The following is a 14,681-nucleotide window of genomic DNA, read 5'->3' as shown; positions in this document are numbered from 1 at the left end:
CGGATCCGTATCGTGCAGGCCATGACACGTTTCGGATACACCCTCATGACCGAGCAGAGCGGGCCGCGCGACCTGGTCGACTACGCCGTGAAGGCCGAGTCGGCCGGGTTCGACTTCATCGTCTCCAGCGACCACTACTCGCCGTGGCTGATGTCGCAGGGTCACGCGCCGTACGCGTGGAGCGTGCTGGGCGCCGTCGCCTACGCCACCAAGGACGTCGGACTCATGACCTACGTCACGTGCCCCACGATGCGCTACCACCCCGCCGTCGTCGCGCAGAAGGCCGCGACGCTGCAGCTCCTGTCGGAGGGGCGCTTCATCCTCGGCGTCGGCTCGGGCGAGAACCTCAACGAGCACGTCGTGGGCGAGGGATGGCCCGCCGTCTCGGTGCGTCAGGACATGCTCGTGGAAGCCCTCGAGATTATCCGCGAGCTGCATGGCGGCGACCTCGTCACCTACGAGGGGGACTACTTCCGCGTCGACTCGGCGCGCATCTGGGACTGCCCCGACGGCGGCGTGCCGATCGCCGTGGCGGTCTCCGGCGACAAGTCCATCGACAGCTTCACCGACCTCGCCGAGCACATGATCGCCGTCGACCCCGACGCCGAGCTGGTCCAGAAGTGGAACTCGGTGTCGCCGATGGGCGGGTCGGAGTCGGGAGAGTCGCGCAAGATCGGTCAGATCCCGATCAGCTGGGACCCCGACCGCGACACCGCGATCGCCCGCGCACACGATCAGTTCCGCTGGTTCGGGGGCGGCTGGGCCGTCAACGCCGATCTGCCGACGCCGGCGGGATTCTCCGCGGCATCCCAGTTCGTGCGTCCCGAAGACGTCGCCGAGTCCATCGCGAGCGGTCCCGACCTGGACGAACTGGCCGAGAGCGTCCGGCCCTACGTGGATGCCGGCTTCACCGACGTCGCGATCGTGCAGATCGGTGACGAGCAGCAGGACCGCTTCGTCACCGAGGTCGCCGAGCCGCTGCTGGAGAAGCTGCGCGCACTGTGATCAAACGCCTGTGATCAACGCGCGTAGGTGAGGAAGGCGGCGATCACCAGCACGATGGTGCCGAGCGCGATGATCGAGACTCCGACGATGAGCCACACCGGCTGACGGTACGGCGAACGGACGGGCACCCGAGAGCGAGACTTACCTCTACGGCTTGGCATAGCTCAGAAGGTACTAGATCAGGCTCGTCCTTTGAGGATCATGTGCCAGTACACCCACGGGAGTACGCGACGGTCGGCGATCCACGACAGACGACGTTCGCGGAACAGGGTCCGCCAGAACGGGACGGTGGGGGCGAGCCGGCCTGCGCGGTCGAACTCGGCGAACACGACCGTGCGCCGGCTCACGGTGTAGGGGCAGACCGAGTATCCGTCGAAGCGCGCCCGCGGCTCCTGGCCCCGCACGGCGGCGAGGAGATTGCGCACGAGCACCGTGGCCTGGCGTCGCAGCGCGCCTCCGGAGCGGTACGAGGCGGTGTCGGCGGCATCGCCGAGCCCCCACACGTCGGGGTGGTCGCGGTGCCGCAGCGTCTCCGGATCCACCCGCAGCCAGCCGCCCTCCGACGCCGGGGCGGCCAGGGGCGTCGCGGCGAGCCAGTCGGGGGCGCTCTGCGGGGGCGCGGGGCGCGGCGTGCAGCACGTCGTAGGAGAGCGTCTCGGTGACATCGCCCCGCCCGATCGTGACCATGCGCGCCGACGGCTCCACCGACAGCAGGTGCGTGCCGGAGCGCACCTCGATGCCGTACTCGTCGATCTTGCGCTGCAGCTCGGCGTCGATGGCGGGGATGCCGTGCGGAGTCGGCTCGGGCGTGACGAGGACGACGCGGATGCGGTCGAGCACGCCCACCGCCCGCCACCATGCGCACGCCAGGTACATGGGCTTCTGCGCGGCGCCGGGGCACGAGGTCGTGTCGGCCGCCTGCACGAAGACGACGGTGCCCTCGCGCAGATCCCGCAGCAACGGGGAGGCCTTGACGGCGAGCGCATGGTCGTAGTTCGACACCCCCGCCGGCGTCTGCATCGCTTCGGCCAGGCCCGGCACGGCAGACCAGTTCATCTGGATGCCCGGGCACACCACGAGCTGGTCGTAGGCGACGGTCGCCCCGGAGGCCAGCACCACCTCGCGCGCATCGGGCCGGATGTCGACCGCGGCATCCCGGATCCACTCCACGCCGCGCGGTGTCACCTCCCCCTGCGGACGCACGGCGTCTGCGGCCAGCGCGGCACCGCCGGCGATGTGCGACTGCAGCGGCGCGAAGACGTGCGTCTCCCGCGGCTCGATGACCACCACGTCACGGATGCCGGCGCGCTTGAGCCGTCCGGCCACCGACAGTCCGGCGTTGCCGCCGCCGATCACGACGACCCGAGAATCCGACATACGCGCAATGCTAAGCGTCGGGTACCCTCGACACACAGCAAGGGGAGTACTCCCACCAGCGGCGGACCCGTCAATACGGACTCGATGCAGCGTCCCGGCCCGCCGGCCCGGCTACTTTCGGGACGGAGGAGACCTTGGCGTTCGGCAACGCCTACCCTCTGGAGATCCCATGCTCGTCACCCCGCTCGTCTGGGGCATCACCCTCGCCGTCACCGTCGCGTTCTTCGTGTACGAGTTCTTCGCCCACGTGCGCAAGGCGCATGAACCGAGCATCGGGGAATCGGCGCGCTGGTCGGCGTTCTACATCGGCCTCGCCCTCATCTTCGGCCTCGTCATCGGCCTCGTGTGGGGGTGGGACTTCGGCGGCGAGTACTACGCGGGCTACCTGACCGAGAAGGCGCTGTCCATCGACAACCTCTTCGTGTTCCTCATCGTCATGACCGGCTTCGCGGTGCCCCGCATCTACCAGCAGAAGGTGCTGATGATCGGCATCGTCATCGCGCTCATCCTGCGCGGGGGGTTCATCGCCGTGGGCGCAGCGCTCATCGAGAACCTGTCGTGGATCTTCTACGTCTTCGGGGCGCTGCTGCTGTTCCTGGCGTACCGGCAGGCGTTCGCGCACGGCGACGGCAACCCCGCCGACGGGCGGGTCATGCGCTTCGTGCGCCGTCACCTCCCGGTCACCGACGAGTACCACCGCGACCGGCTGACGGTCGTCAAGGACGGCCGCCGCTTCGTCACCCCGATGCTGCTGACCATCATCACCATCGGGTTCGTCGACCTGATCTTCGCCGTCGATTCCATCCCCGCGATCTACGGACTCACCGAGCAGGCCTACATCGTCTTCACCGCGAACGCCTTCGCCCTCATGGGGCTGCGGCAGCTCTACTTCCTCATCGGCGGGCTGCTGAAGCGCCTGATCTACCTCTCGCAGGGCCTGGCGGTCATCCTGGGCTTCATCGGGATGAAGCTCGTGCTGCACGCCCTGCACGTCAACGAGCTGCCCTTCATCAACGGCGGCCAGGGCGTGAAGTGGGCACCGGAGATCCCCATCTGGTTCTCGCTGCTGTTCATCGGCGCGACGATCCTGGTGGCGACGGTGGCGAGCCTCGTGCGCACGCGCACCCTCCGCCGCGAGGAGTCCCCGACATGATGGTCCGATGAACGCGAAGTCGTGGCGGGCGGTGCTCGTGCCTGCGGTGGCCCTGCTCGCCGCCGGATGCAGCGCGCCCGACGCCCCCGCCCCGCCGCCCGCGGGCGCCCCGTTCGACTATCAGCTCGGCCGCGCGTATCCGCCGCCCGACGGCGTGGAGGTGGTCGTGCGCGACCGGTCGGCGTCCCCGCTGGAGGACGGCTATTCGATCTGCTACGTCAACGCCTTCCAGACCCAGCCCGGCGAGGATGACGCGTGGCCGGCCGACGCCCTCCTCCGGCGGGAGGGAGCACCGGTGGTCGACCCGATGTGGCCGGATGAGATCCTGCTGGATGTCTCGACGTCCGAGCGCAGAGCGGAGATCGCGGCCGTCGTGACGCCGTGGATCCATGAGTGCGCCGATGCCGGGTTCGACGCCGTCGAGTTCGACAATCTCGACACGTTCGCCCGCTCCGGCGGAGCGATCACCGTCGACGACAGCGTCGCGCTCGCCGCCGAGCTGGTCGACGCGGCCCACCGTGCGGGCCTGGCGGCCGCGCAGAAGAACGCCGCCGAATTCGCCGGGCTCTTCGCGCGTGAGGCCGGCTTCGACTTCGCCATCGCCGAGGAGTGCGCGGCATTCCAGGAGTGCGACGCGTACGAGGACGTGTACGGGGCGCACGTGCTCGACATCGAGTACGCCGACGTCCTCCCCCGCCGCTTCGAGGAGGTGTGCGCCGACTCGGCCGTACCGGAGTCGATCGTGCTGCGCGACCGGGGGCTGGTGGGCCCGTCCGATCCGGGGTACGTGTTCGAGAACTGCTAGCGCGTCGACCACCACGCCCACGCGACGAGGGCGGGCTGGAAGAACAGGCGGATGAAGCGCTTGCGGTCGGTGTCGAGCCCGAACGCCGACCGGTGCTTGCGCCACTGATCGATGTTGCCGGGGAAGACGGCGAGGAAGAACGCCGCGAGAGCGGCGCCGATGGTGCGGCGCTCTCGCGGCAGGGCGATGAGTGCCGCTCCGAACGCGATCTCCACGACCCCCGAGGCCAGCACGACGTCGTCCTTGTCCAGCGGCACCGCCTCCACCGCCCAGTCGGGCACCTGCGCCTGGAAGTCGCGCCGGGCCCAGAACACATGGCTGAGCCCCGCGAACAGCATCGCGGCCCCCAGCATCCAGCGGGCGAATGTGCGCATGCGGTCTCCTCTGTGGTTCATCGGAGGACGTGGGCCCGGATGGCCTCGCCCAGCAGTCGCGCGCCCTCGGCGGTGGGATGAAGGCCATCCCACGTCAGGCCCTCGCGAAAGGTCTCATCGGGAGCACGCAGATCCGCCGCGGCGTCGGCGAACTCCCACCCGCGCTCGGCGGCGAGCTCGCGCAGCGCCTGGTTGTAGGGCCCGACGGTGTCGGGGGCGAAGTCGATGGGCGGGACGCCGACGAGCACGACCCGCTCCACGCTCGCCGTGTCGGCGATCTCGACGAGGTGGCGCTGAGTGTCCCGCAGGTCGATGCCCAGGGCCAGGTCGTTCGTGCCGCCGAGGATGACGAGCACGTCGGCATCGTAGGGCCGCACGTTCTCTGCCATCGCCTCGGTCAGAGCGCCGGACACCGCCCATCCGCCGGCGAACACCACGCGCTCATCCAGCGCCCACGGCAGCCATGACCGGTCGCCGAAGTCGCCGCCGGAGAAATCGGCGCTGTCGCCCTCGCTGAGCGAGTCCCCCACCACTGCCATGCGCACCGGGTCTTCCGCGGCCGCCGCGGTCGCGGCGGGGCTCGCGGACGAAGGCGCGGGGTGCGCGGTCGTGCGAGCGCAGCCGGGTGCGAGTGCGACGAGGACAAGGGCCAGCACGACGCCCAACGCAGATGAGAAGATCCTCACCGGCGGCCTCTCGCGCGACCGCATTCGCGGGGGCAGGATTGTCGCCGAGTCGCTTCGCAGCGACGGGCGCGATACGTGGCCGTCGGCCGACTGCCCCGACCGGCCGACGTCCACCACGCCGCTCACATCACGAGGGGATGCCGTGGGGCCACCGGCGGCGGCTCGTCGTCGTCGTCGACGAGCGCGCGGGCCCATTCCCGTTCGATTGCGATGCGGTGTCGCAGTGGAGGACGGTGCGGGATGTCCACGGGCCGCCGCCACGGCTCTTGCGAGGAGTACATGGGATGCTCCGTATTCTGCGTCGTCGCTCACCCCACGATCCCTCGCCCACGCCGCGCGATCGATGGGCTTGACAGCGACGGATGGACTCCCCCAAGAAGCCCACCCGGTCCCCGCCGCGAGCCGCTCAGGCGGCCCGCGCCCCGACCGGGACGCGGGCCTGCGGCGTCGAAACCTCGTCGTTCACCGGCACCGGCATGTTGAGGTCGACGGATAGGCCGCCCGACGAATTGGCGGCGTTGGCCAGGTCTTTCAGGAATGCGGGGTCGAGCAGCTCGGGCTCGGGGGTGGAGAAGACGAACCGAAGGGGGATCGAGGGCTGCAACCAGATGGTCGAGCGTCCACCCGGGACGTCCTCGGGGTGCCGCCAGGAGAGCGTGAAGCTCTCGCCACGACGCAGCTTGGTGGCCGTGACGACCTTGATGTGTGCGAGCAGCCGGTCCGGCATCTCGATGGGCTGAGTTGCGTTCCCGTAAAACAGGCGTCCCATGATGCGGTCCCCTCTGCATGTCAGGTGATTGATTTATTACTCGTCACGTTACTAGGCAAACTAGCTATCAGGCAACTGCATGAGAAACGTCTCATGTCGGTCGGCGACGAGAAAGCTCACCTGGTGAGTAATCACCGTGCCTAACTACAATGGTCACTTCACCGTTCCCGGCTCCGCCCGACGGAAGGATGCAGGTGACCACCCCCACCGACACCGGCGATGCGATCGCCGAGGCTGTACGGGCCGTCGAACGACTCCGGCAGTCGGAGTCGCGCTTGGCCCGCCGTCGCCAGAACGCGTGCGGACCGAGCGAGAACGCGCGAGCCGCCATGCGCTACATCCTGGAATGCACCGACGAGGGCGAATCCGTGACGCCCACGGGGATCGCGCAGCATCTGGGCGTTTCCACCGCCTCCGTCACGGGAATGCTCGACCGCCTCCACGCCGGCGGCCTCATCGCGTTCACCTCGAACCCGACGGATCGGCGCAGCAAGTTCGTCGTCCCCTTCGACCGCGACATCGACCTCACCGACGTCGATCCGCTCAGCACGCGCATCCGGGAGTTCGCCGGCGAACTCTCCCCCACCGAGGCCGAACACGTCGCGCAGTTCCTCGAGCGCGTGCGGGAGGCCGTCGACCAGGAGTGCGCTTAAGCGCGCTCCGTCATCAGCGGTGAGTCGGGGTCGGGCTCCGGCACCACCGTCAGCCCGTGCGGACCGTTGGCCTCGCGCATGAGGTCTTCCACCCACCGCCGGTTCAGCACGGGGGCGCGACTGCCGTAGAAGTGGAAAACCACCGGAATCGACGGATGGATCCATGAGCTGCGGGTCCCGCTGCCGTCGCCGGCGGTGTGGTGGAACATGAACGGCTCGCCCCGGCGCAGTTTGTTCATGAAGATCACCCGGAGGTGGGCCAACGCGCGATCCTCGATATCGAACGAAAACCCGAGCCCCGTGTAAATCAGTTTTCCCACCGTCCGAGCGTACCCAACGACGGCGCCTAACCATTCCAGGATGGCCGCATGAACCACCTCACTCCTGACGGCTAGCCGCTCGCGGGCTTTTCCACAAGGGGAGTGACCTGTCCCCCGAACGGGGGACACGCTCTGTATACTCATGGAAGCGACCCGGCACCGGTCGCGAAGCCCCTGCCGGCGTGGATTTCCATCCGCCGTCGGGGGCTTTTCCTTTGTGCACGCGACGGCCGGGCTCGGCTAGAGTCCAGGTGATGATGAGACCGACCTCGCCACCGGCGAACCGTCGGCGTCTCCGGCGGATCCTGCTCGTGGGCGGATCCTCACTCGCTGTCGCCGGTCTCATCGCCGCCATCGTCCTCGTCGCCACCCACACGCAGACCTTCGTCCAGATGATCTCCGCCCGTCCACCGGCCGTCGGCACGGTCGTCGTGGTCCCCGACGAGTCCAAGGCGGCCCGCGCTCTCACCGAAGGCGAGCCCCCCACCGCTGCCGAGACCGCCGCGACGGAGTATCTCGCCGCCCAGCCGACGGCGTACTGGCTCACCCCTGAACTCGACCCCGCCGACAAGGTGTGGGACCGCATCGCCCATCTGGCCGCGGAAGCGCGCGATCAGGACGCCGCCCTCGCCGTGGTCGTCTACGGCCTTCCCGGTCGGGACTGCGGCAATCATTCGGCCGGCGGGCTGGACGAGGCGGACTACGCCATATGGACCCAGCGGATCGGAGAGGCGCTGCGCAATGCCCGCGATGTGCAGAAGATCGTCGTCCTGGAGCCGGACAGCCTCGCCCTCGCCCCCGAGTGCGGCAACCTCGCCGATCGCGGGGCGCAGCTCTCCGGCGCCGTCGACGCGATGACCGGCGTCGATACCTGGATCTACCTCGACGGCGGTCACTCCAGTTGGCTTCCCGCCGAGCAGATGGCCGACCTCATCCGCGGCATCGGCGTGCTCGACCGCGTGCGCGGCTTCGCGACCAACGTGTCGAACTATCAGACGACCTCGGCGGAGTTCGCCTACGCCCACGAGCTCTCGACCCTGCTCGAGGGCGCCCACGCGGTCATCGACACCTCCCGCAACGGCGCCGGGCCCGATGGCGCGGAGTGGTGCAACCCGCCCGGGCGTCTCGTCGGCGAGCCCGGCGGCACGTACGGCGACGACGTCGTGGACACGAATCTGTGGATCAAGCCACCGGGTGAGAGCGACGGCGAGTGCAACGGCGGACCGGCCGCGGGGGTGTGGTGGCCCGAGGCGGCGGTCGAGCTCACGCGCGACGTGCGATGAGGCCGCCGGCGATCGGCCGCGCACAACGCGACCTTCGAAGTGTGCGAGGATGGCGCACGACCCAGCGGTGGATCGAGTGAGGCGATAACAAGGATGAGCGACTCCGCGGACGCGCACAAGACCGCCGTGATCGTCGAGGACGACCCCGACATCCGGCACCTCCTGGTCGAGGTGCTCGAGTCGGCCGGCTTCTCCACGGTCTCGGTGGGCAACGGCATCGACGGAGTGCGGGCCGTGATCGCCTATCAGCCGCTCATCACGACGCTGGATGTCAACATGCCGGGCATCGACGGATTCGAAGCGGCCCGCCGCATCCGGGCCCAGTCCGACACCTACATCATCATGCTCACGGGGCTCGAAGACGAGGCCGACGTCGTGCTGGGGCTGGGCGCCGGCGCCGATGAGTACATCGTGAAGCCCTTCCGCCCGCGCGAACTCCGCGCCCGCATCGAGGCGCTGCTGCGCCGACCGCGCAGTGGGGCTGCCGGTGCGCCGCGCCAAGGCCCCGTCGGGCCCTCCTTCCCCGGCGCCCGCCCGGCCACCCAGAGCGTGCCCGTCGTGCGGCCCGAGGAGTACGCCGCCGCAGCGGCGACATCGGACGCGCCTGTCATCGTCCCCTCGACGCAGGGTCCTGAGCCGCAGGCGGCCGCCGGCACCGATCTGGCGCCGCGCGGGTTCGGCGATGTCGTCCCGGCGGCGGCGGACTGGCTCGTGCACCGCGACCTGCAGCTCGACCCCGACAGCCGGATCGTGCTCCTGGGTGGACGCGAGCTGGAGCTCACGCGCACGGAGTTCGACCTGCTCGCCACGCTCCTGGAGTCCAAGCGGCGCGTGCGCAGCAAGGCCGACCTGACCCTCGTGCTGCGCGGGGAGTCCTACGTCACGAGCTACTTCGTCGGCGATGCCGACAAGCGCGCGATCGAAGCGCACATGACGAACCTGCGCCGCAAGCTCGGCGACAACCCCACGACTCCGCGGTACATCGAGACCGTGCGCGGCGTGGGCTATCGCCTCACATCGGAGCTCCTGGCCCCCTAGTCTCCGACCCGTCCGAGCGCGTCAGACCTTGAATCCGTGGTGGCGACGGATGAGCTTTCCGAACATGAGCAGGGTCTGCAGCACGGTGACGACACCGACGATGGGCCACCCGATCCACAGGATCGAGGACTGCGCGACCGGACCCACGAGGTTCCAGATGACGGCCATCGCGACCGCGACGGCCAGCAGCACGATGAACGGTGCCCAGTGGCCGAGGCCTCCGCCCTTCTCGGCCTTGGCCTGCATCGCCCAGTTGTCGACCTGCTTGCGGGAGAGGAATCGGGTCCACGAGCGGACGAAGTGGCTGATGCGGATCCACATGAAGATCTCCGCCGGGATGAACGTCGCGGCGAACAGGAGGTCGCGGCCGTTGCAGTTCTGCATCGTGCGAGCGATGCGGACGTTCAGCAGGATCGCGACCACCGGCGGCAGGAGCCACAGCGGGGAGAAGATGAACGCGTCGATCGAGAGCGAACCGGCCAGCAGCGTGAAGAAAGCCACGCGCACGAAGAGGTTCGTCAGCATGCCGAAGTTCTCGAACCAGCGCAGACGCAGGTTGGGGTGGAACGGCTGACCCTTGGTGTCGCCGCGCTGACCCGGCCACATCAGCTCGATGGCGCCGTAGGTCCACTTCACCTGCTGCGCGTCGTAGGCCGACAGCGTCGTCATACCGCCCACGTCGGCGCGGGCGTACGGGCTGATCTTGGTGAGGTAGCCGGCGCTCTTGATCTGCAGCGACAGCAGCGAGTCCTCCACCTCGGAGTCGCGCACCCACGGCGTGCTCTGGTGGTTCTGCTTCATCGCGTCGCGCAGGGCGTTCGTGGCGAAGATCGAGAACTGCCCGCCGAGGACGGCCATGTTGCGCCCCCGCAGGAGGTTCTGCAGGTTGAACGCGGCGAACTGCGTGCGCTGGCCGGCGGTGAGGAACTTCGCGATCAGGCCCTTCATGGGGCGGTCGTCGATGGAGTAGATGGCCGAGATGCCGCCGATGCGGGAGTCGGAGACCGCCTCGGTCTCGAGGTATTCGACGGCCTTGGCATCGGCGATGGTGTCGCCGTCCACGCCCAGCAGGTAGTCGTAGCCCTCCACGAGCGAGTAGCCGTAGTTGAGCGCGCCGACCTTCTTGTCGGGGTTCTTGCCGATGTCGTGCACGAAGACCTCGGTGAACTGCTCCCCCAGGTCGGTGACGATCTCGTGCGGGCCGCTGTACTCGGAGGCGATCTTCACGGTGTTGTCGGAGGTGTTGTTGACCACGACGTGGATCACGTCGGGCACCCGCGTCTGGCTCAGCAGGCCCTCGATCACTCCGGCGATCGAGTCCTCCTCGTTGTACGCCGGGATGATGCATCCGATCGTGGAACGGTGACCGGTGCTGTTCTCCAGCACAGAGGAGAAGTCGTCGGCGAGGTCCATGTCGACGGCGGCGCGCAGCGGCGCGGTCGCATACGACGGGGCGTGTGCGACAGGTGCGAGATTGGTCGATGCGTTCACGGCCGCGCCTCCTGGTCATGCCGGGGAGGTGATCCTCCGGCACTCACAGATTGGCCCACGGGCCGCGAGGTAGCCCGCACGCGGCGACAGTGCAACCGCAAGATTGCCTCAAGACCGCCTGCGCTCCGCGTCCGCAGGCGGACCGCCGGAAGAGACAGGATGGCGCCTAGGCGAGTGGGCCACGGTCACTAGACTCAGACCTATGGCAGCCGCGAACAGCCTCCCGGCCACGTCGCCTGCCGACAACGCACGGGAAGGCGACGAAGGCGGCCTCGTCGACAACCGCACCCGATCCATCTGGCTGCTCCAGCTCGTGCTGGCCGCGAGCGTCGTTGTCACCGTGCTGGTGGTGCAGGCGATGGAACCGGCGCTGTTCGGGGTGTGGACCTTCTCCACCGGGGTGGCGATCATCATCGCGCTCACCGCCATCTGCCTCGCCGTCCCGTGGCGGCGCGTGCCGCGCGAGTACATCGCGCTCGTTCCCTTCGGCGACCTCATCGGCGTGAGCTTCCTCGTTCTGCAGAGCGACCTGCAGTTCGGCTATTTCTGGGTCTTCCCCGTCACGTGGATCGCGACCTACTTCGCGCTACCGGCACTCCTGGGCGCCTTCGCGATGGTCGCCGGGGTCATCGTCCTCGACGCCACCCTCTCCGGACCCGACACCCACGACGTCGTCCGGCTCATGGTGGTACTGCTGGCGCTGGCCTTCATCGGCCTGACCACGTATCTCGCGGCGCGGCAGAGCCGGGCGTTCCGCCAGCTCCTGCGCCGGCAGGCCGGTCGCCTGCAGGGGACGCTCTCCCGCGTCAGCGGGCAGGAGCGGCGCGTGTCGCAGATGCTCAACGGCCTGGACACCGGCATCGCCCGGCTCTCGCGCGCGGGAGAGGTGCTCGCCCTCAACGACACCTATGTGTCGCTGTACGCCATCGACCGCGACGACCCCAAGCGGCCGGGGCGCTCGGTGGAGTACTCGGCCCTGCGCGGCGATCCACTGGCCGAGCTGGACCGCCCGTTCGCGCGCGCGGCCCGCGGGGAGCTGTTCGAGGACGAGCGCGTGTGGCTCTTCGACACCGAAGGCGAGTGGCATGCCCTGTCGGTGTCGACGCGACGGCTGATGCCGGCAGGCGACGAGCCGGAGAGCACGTTGCTGATCGTCCACGACATCACCGCCCTCATCGAGGCCGAGCGCGCCCGGGAGCGCCTCGCCGCGGTCGTCTCCCACGAGCTGCGCAATCCCCTCACCGCCATCATGGGCCACGCCGAGCTCGCACTGGAGGCCGAGCACCTGCCGGCCAAGACGCGCGAGCAGCTGGAGGTCATCGACAACGCCGCGGAGCGCATGCAGACCCTCATCTCCGAGATCCTCGCCGGGTCGCGCGCCGAAGCGCGCGACCACACGGCCGCATCCTCCACCGACGTCCGCCGCATCCTGGACGCCTCGGTGGAGTCGTTCCGCCCCGCCGCCGACGGCCGTCGCGTGCGCGTGATCGTCGACGCACCGCCGTCGCTGGAGGTGCGCGGAGACGCGTTCCGCCTGCGGCAGGCCGTCGACAACGTGCTCAGCAACGCCATCAAGTACACGCCGGGAGGCGGGTCGGTGCACATCGGTGCGCGCGCGGAGGCAGGCCACGCGGTGATCGTGGTCGCCGACACCGGGATCGGCATCTCCGCCGACGAGCTGCCACGCGTCTTCGACCCGTACTTCCGCGCGCGCACGGCGCGGGAGAGCTCGACGCCGGGGACGGGGCTGGGCATGGGGATCCTCCGCACCATCATCGAGGAGCACCGCGGCACGCTGCAGCTGGAGAGCGAGCAGGGCACCGGCACGACCGTGACCATCACCCTGCCGGCGGAGCGCGGCGCATGACCGGCGGCCTGGACTCCATCGCGACCGCCAACCTCGGGATCGCCCAGGCCACCGTCGCCACCCTCGGCACGGTCATGATCATCGGCCTGGGCTTCCTTCAGCGCCCGTCGCGGGCGTCGCTGCTGTGGTCGCTCGCCTTCGTCGTGGCCATGGTGAGCACGTGGGTGAGCCTGGCGGGCGAAGCGCTCGGCAACGAACCGGTGCGGCGCATCGGCCTGGGAGTGCTCCTGGGCGCACCCGCCCTCATCTGGTCGGGCTTCCGGGCGCGGCGGCGCGTTGCCGCCCTCCCCTGGATCGCGGCGGCGGTCTCCGTGCTGTCGGCCCTGGCCCTGTGGCTCGGGTCCCACACCGAGATGTACAACCTGATCTTCCGCGTGGACTTCTTCATCGCGTCGATCTTCGCCGGCCTGACCCTGCTGGAGATCCGCCGCTCCCCCGACCGGCACGAGCGACTGGTGATCCCGCTCGTGCTGGTGTCGGCCAGCTTCGTCCTGCTCGCCCTCTTCATCCTCATCGCCGGCCTGTTCCAGCCGTCCGGATCGCTCGAGGAGCTCTCCTTCGTCCGCCTCCTGAACACCCTCGGGATGCTGATCTACCTCGTGTGCGCGACGGTCACGCTGCTGTTCTTCACCACGGTGTCACCGGTGGGCGCGGAGACCGCCGCCTCCTGGCCGCAGTTCACCGTCACCGCGAGCGACCGGCTCGCGCGCGCCCGGGCGGCCGGCGAGACGTCGTGGGCCATGCTCGTGGTGCGCCTGGACGACCCCGACGACATCCGGGCCGCCGCCGGTGAGGCCCTGTTCGGGGAGATCGTCGAGCGGTTCGAGCACACCGTGCGCGCGTCGTTCCCGGCGGAGGCCGACATGGGACGGGAGGGTCGGGGGCGTGTCGCCGTGCTGGTGTCGCGCCCAGGGCCGGTGCTGCGCGAGCACGTGAGCCGGATGCTGCGGGAGATCACCGAGCTCGATGCCGCACAGCCGATGGCGGTGCAGCTGTCGGCGAGCGTCGGGTGGGCCTCGGCGGACGTCGTGGGGTATGACTTCGACACGCTGCTCGCCCACGCCCAGCAGGCGTCGGAGGACGCATCCGACAGCGGCGGAGATCGCTGGCAGCGCGTCGGCGCGTAGCCTCAGCCCTCCGGAGCCGCTGCGGCGTCGCCGGCGATGGCGACGCGCAGCGTGTCGGTCGTGGTCTGCTTCGCGTACTCGGCCGAGGTGGGAGTCGTCTGCACCAGGAACTCGTACGTGAACTGCAGGGTGACATGGGTCGCTGCCTGGGGCACCTCGCCGATGTTGAAGGTCTGCGAGTAGCTGTACGGCGCGAGCACGGGGTAGCCCGCGGTCTGGCTCGACTGGTCGACCTGCGCCGCCAGCGGCGGGAAGGTCTCGGTCGGGTTGGCCGGCACGGCGATCATCGACACCCGCTGCAGGCCCACCTGCTTGCCGTCGTCGGGCGTGACCGTCGTCGTCATCGACAGGCTGATCGGTTTGAGCGCTGTCGGAGTCCACTGGTCCATCGACAGCGTCGACCAGTAGTTCGCGGCCGCGGCGACCGCGCCGGCCTGCAGCGAGCGCTCGGTCGATCCGCTGGAGAGGTCGTTCGGCACGGGCTGGGGGGCGACCGCCGCGGTGCGCGTGGGGCTCGGCGGTGCGGAGGTTCCCGCGGCGCCGCCCGCCCACGGGGCCGGCCCGCATGCCGTCAGCGACATGCCCACGAGGACGAAAGCGGCGCTCACTGCTGCGCGGCGACGGGTCGATCGAACCATGGGGCACCCTTCGTCGTACGCCGCCAGTCTAGGGGGAGCCGTCACCTCCTCCCGCGCGCGTCGACCATCGCGCGGCGGCTCGCTTAGGGTGATCG

16 protein-coding genes are annotated in these 14,681 nt (G+C 69.5%); 8 read left to right on the top strand and 8 right to left on the bottom strand.

The genetic code is table 11. The features are described 5' to 3' along the window. Positions 1 to 21 precede the first annotated feature (21 nt). Positions 22 to 1,005: a TIGR03557 family F420-dependent LLM class oxidoreductase gene (locus F6J85_RS02765; RefSeq protein WP_150923726.1), complete on the top strand. Its 984-nt coding sequence runs from the start codon at positions 22 to 24 to the stop codon at positions 1,003 to 1,005. Between the two features lie 174 nt (positions 1,006 to 1,179). Here F6J85_RS02765 and F6J85_RS02760 read toward each other — a convergent pair whose 3' ends face one another. After that, positions 1,180 to 2,382, bottom strand: a complete 1,203-nt coding sequence (locus F6J85_RS02760; RefSeq protein WP_338037099.1) for an FAD-dependent oxidoreductase — start codon at positions 2,380 to 2,382, stop codon at positions 1,180 to 1,182. 169 nt (positions 2,383 to 2,551) lie between these two features. Between F6J85_RS02760 and F6J85_RS02755 the strand changes: the two genes are divergently transcribed. Beyond that, positions 2,552 to 3,535 (top strand): TerC family protein, encoded by a 984-nt coding sequence (locus F6J85_RS02755; protein ID WP_150923725.1) that lies wholly within the window; start codon positions 2,552 to 2,554, stop codon positions 3,533 to 3,535. A 7-nt stretch (positions 3,536 to 3,542) separates the two neighbouring features. Beyond that, the gene (locus F6J85_RS02750) at positions 3,543 to 4,340 is read left to right on the top strand and encodes an endo alpha-1,4 polygalactosaminidase (RefSeq protein WP_150923724.1); all 798 of its coding nucleotides are present in this window, start codon (positions 3,543 to 3,545) and stop codon (positions 4,338 to 4,340) included. On the opposite strand, the gene F6J85_RS02745 is transcribed toward F6J85_RS02750, so the two are convergent. From F6J85_RS02745 to F6J85_RS02735, 4 genes are all read right to left on the bottom strand, one after another. Beyond that, a complete protein-coding gene (locus F6J85_RS02745; protein WP_191639770.1) occupies positions 4,337 to 4,714 on the bottom strand; it encodes a DoxX family protein in 378 nt (125 codons plus the stop codon). The genes F6J85_RS02750 and F6J85_RS02745 overlap by 4 nt on opposite strands. 17 nt (positions 4,715 to 4,731) lie before the next feature. Beyond that, complete coding sequence (locus tag F6J85_RS02740; RefSeq protein ID WP_191906718.1) at positions 4,732 to 5,400, bottom strand: SGNH/GDSL hydrolase family protein; 669 nt, start codon at positions 5,398 to 5,400, stop codon at positions 4,732 to 4,734. 122 nt (positions 5,401 to 5,522) lie between these two features. Beyond that, entirely contained in the window at positions 5,523 to 5,681 is a 159-nt protein-coding gene (locus tag F6J85_RS17630; RefSeq protein WP_191906717.1) for a hypothetical protein, read from the bottom strand. Between the two features lie 125 nt (positions 5,682 to 5,806). Then, positions 5,807 to 6,169: a DUF7882 family protein gene (locus F6J85_RS02735; RefSeq protein WP_150923722.1), complete on the bottom strand. Its 363-nt coding sequence runs from the start codon at positions 6,167 to 6,169 to the stop codon at positions 5,807 to 5,809. A gap of 194 nt (positions 6,170 to 6,363) precedes the next feature. Between F6J85_RS02735 and F6J85_RS02730 the strand changes: the two genes are divergently transcribed. Continuing rightward, complete coding sequence (locus F6J85_RS02730; protein ID WP_191906716.1) at positions 6,364 to 6,822, top strand: MarR family winged helix-turn-helix transcriptional regulator; 459 nt, start codon at positions 6,364 to 6,366, stop codon at positions 6,820 to 6,822. On the opposite strand, the gene F6J85_RS02725 is transcribed toward F6J85_RS02730, so the two are convergent. Continuing rightward, positions 6,819 to 7,199, bottom strand: coding sequence for a DUF7882 family protein (locus F6J85_RS02725; RefSeq protein WP_338037098.1), 381 nt, complete (start codon positions 7,197 to 7,199; stop codon positions 6,819 to 6,821). The two genes, F6J85_RS02730 and F6J85_RS02725, sit on opposite strands and share 4 nt — an antisense overlap. A gap of 197 nt (positions 7,200 to 7,396) precedes the next feature. Between F6J85_RS02725 and F6J85_RS02720 the strand changes: the two genes are divergently transcribed. After that, a complete protein-coding gene (locus F6J85_RS02720; RefSeq protein ID WP_238707039.1) occupies positions 7,397 to 8,425 on the top strand; it encodes a glycoside hydrolase family 6 protein in 1,029 nt (342 codons plus the stop codon). A 93-nt stretch (positions 8,426 to 8,518) separates the two neighbouring features. Further along, positions 8,519 to 9,463 (top strand): response regulator transcription factor, encoded by a 945-nt coding sequence (locus tag F6J85_RS02715; protein ID WP_150923720.1) that lies wholly within the window; start codon positions 8,519 to 8,521, stop codon positions 9,461 to 9,463. Between the two features lie 21 nt (positions 9,464 to 9,484). Here F6J85_RS02715 and F6J85_RS02710 read toward each other — a convergent pair whose 3' ends face one another. Continuing rightward, positions 9,485 to 10,876, bottom strand: a complete 1,392-nt coding sequence (locus F6J85_RS02710; RefSeq protein ID WP_150927126.1) for a glycosyltransferase family 2 protein — start codon at positions 10,874 to 10,876, stop codon at positions 9,485 to 9,487. Between the two features lie 280 nt (positions 10,877 to 11,156). Between F6J85_RS02710 and F6J85_RS02705 the strand changes: the two genes are divergently transcribed. Together F6J85_RS02705 and F6J85_RS02700 are read left to right on the top strand one after the other, a co-directional pair. Beyond that, positions 11,157 to 12,821: a sensor histidine kinase gene (locus F6J85_RS02705; protein WP_150923719.1), complete on the top strand. Its 1,665-nt coding sequence runs from the start codon at positions 11,157 to 11,159 to the stop codon at positions 12,819 to 12,821. Next, on the top strand, positions 12,818 to 13,948 hold the full coding sequence (locus tag F6J85_RS02700; protein ID WP_150923718.1) for a nucleotidyl cyclase domain-containing protein: 1,131 nt from the start codon (positions 12,818 to 12,820) through the stop codon (positions 13,946 to 13,948). The genes F6J85_RS02705 and F6J85_RS02700 overlap by 4 nt, the downstream gene beginning before the upstream one ends. Before the next feature lie 2 nt (positions 13,949 to 13,950). On the opposite strand, the gene F6J85_RS02695 is transcribed toward F6J85_RS02700, so the two are convergent. Further along, the gene (locus tag F6J85_RS02695; RefSeq protein ID WP_150923717.1) at positions 13,951 to 14,586 is read right to left on the bottom strand and encodes a hypothetical protein; all 636 of its coding nucleotides are present in this window, start codon (positions 14,584 to 14,586) and stop codon (positions 13,951 to 13,953) included. Positions 14,587 to 14,681 lie beyond the last annotated feature (95 nt).

Origin of the sequence: Microbacterium lushaniae (assembly GCF_008727775.1) — a bacterium.
GTDB lineage: Bacteria > Actinomycetota > Actinomycetes > Actinomycetales > Microbacteriaceae > Microbacterium > Microbacterium lushaniae.
Note: the sequence above shows the minus strand (reverse complement) of the source record. Positions and strands in the feature narration are given on the sequence as shown.

What these genes read in the sequence shown, in the direction of transcription:
- F6J85_RS02765 (WP_150923726.1), top strand. Translation starts at nt 22, where the DNA reads ATGACACGTTTCGGATACACCCTCATGACCGAGCAGAGCGGGCCGCGC.
- F6J85_RS02760 (WP_338037099.1), bottom strand. Translation starts at nt 2,382, where the DNA reads ATGTCGGATTCTCGGGTCGTCGTGATCGGCGGCGGCAACGCCGGACTG.
- F6J85_RS02755 (WP_150923725.1), top strand. Translation starts at nt 2,552, where the DNA reads ATGCTCGTCACCCCGCTCGTCTGGGGCATCACCCTCGCCGTCACCGTC.
- F6J85_RS02750 (WP_150923724.1), top strand. Translation starts at nt 3,543, where the DNA reads ATGAACGCGAAGTCGTGGCGGGCGGTGCTCGTGCCTGCGGTGGCCCTG.
- F6J85_RS02745 (WP_191639770.1), bottom strand. Translation starts at nt 4,714, where the DNA reads ATGCGCACATTCGCCCGCTGGATGCTGGGGGCCGCGATGCTGTTCGCG.
- F6J85_RS17630 (WP_191906717.1), bottom strand. Translation starts at nt 5,681, where the DNA reads ATGTACTCCTCGCAAGAGCCGTGGCGGCGGCCCGTGGACATCCCGCAC.
- F6J85_RS02735 (WP_150923722.1), bottom strand. Translation starts at nt 6,169, where the DNA reads ATGGGACGCCTGTTTTACGGGAACGCAACTCAGCCCATCGAGATGCCG.
- F6J85_RS02720 (WP_238707039.1), top strand. Translation starts at nt 7,397, where the DNA reads ATGATGAGACCGACCTCGCCACCGGCGAACCGTCGGCGTCTCCGGCGG.
- F6J85_RS02715 (WP_150923720.1), top strand. Translation starts at nt 8,519, where the DNA reads ATGAGCGACTCCGCGGACGCGCACAAGACCGCCGTGATCGTCGAGGAC.
- F6J85_RS02710 (WP_150927126.1), bottom strand. Translation starts at nt 10,876, where the DNA reads ATGGACCTCGCCGACGACTTCTCCTCTGTGCTGGAGAACAGCACCGGT.
- F6J85_RS02705 (WP_150923719.1), top strand. Translation starts at nt 11,157, where the DNA reads ATGGCAGCCGCGAACAGCCTCCCGGCCACGTCGCCTGCCGACAACGCA.
- F6J85_RS02700 (WP_150923718.1), top strand. Translation starts at nt 12,818, where the DNA reads ATGACCGGCGGCCTGGACTCCATCGCGACCGCCAACCTCGGGATCGCC.
- F6J85_RS02695 (WP_150923717.1), bottom strand. Translation starts at nt 14,586, where the DNA reads ATGGTTCGATCGACCCGTCGCCGCGCAGCAGTGAGCGCCGCTTTCGTC.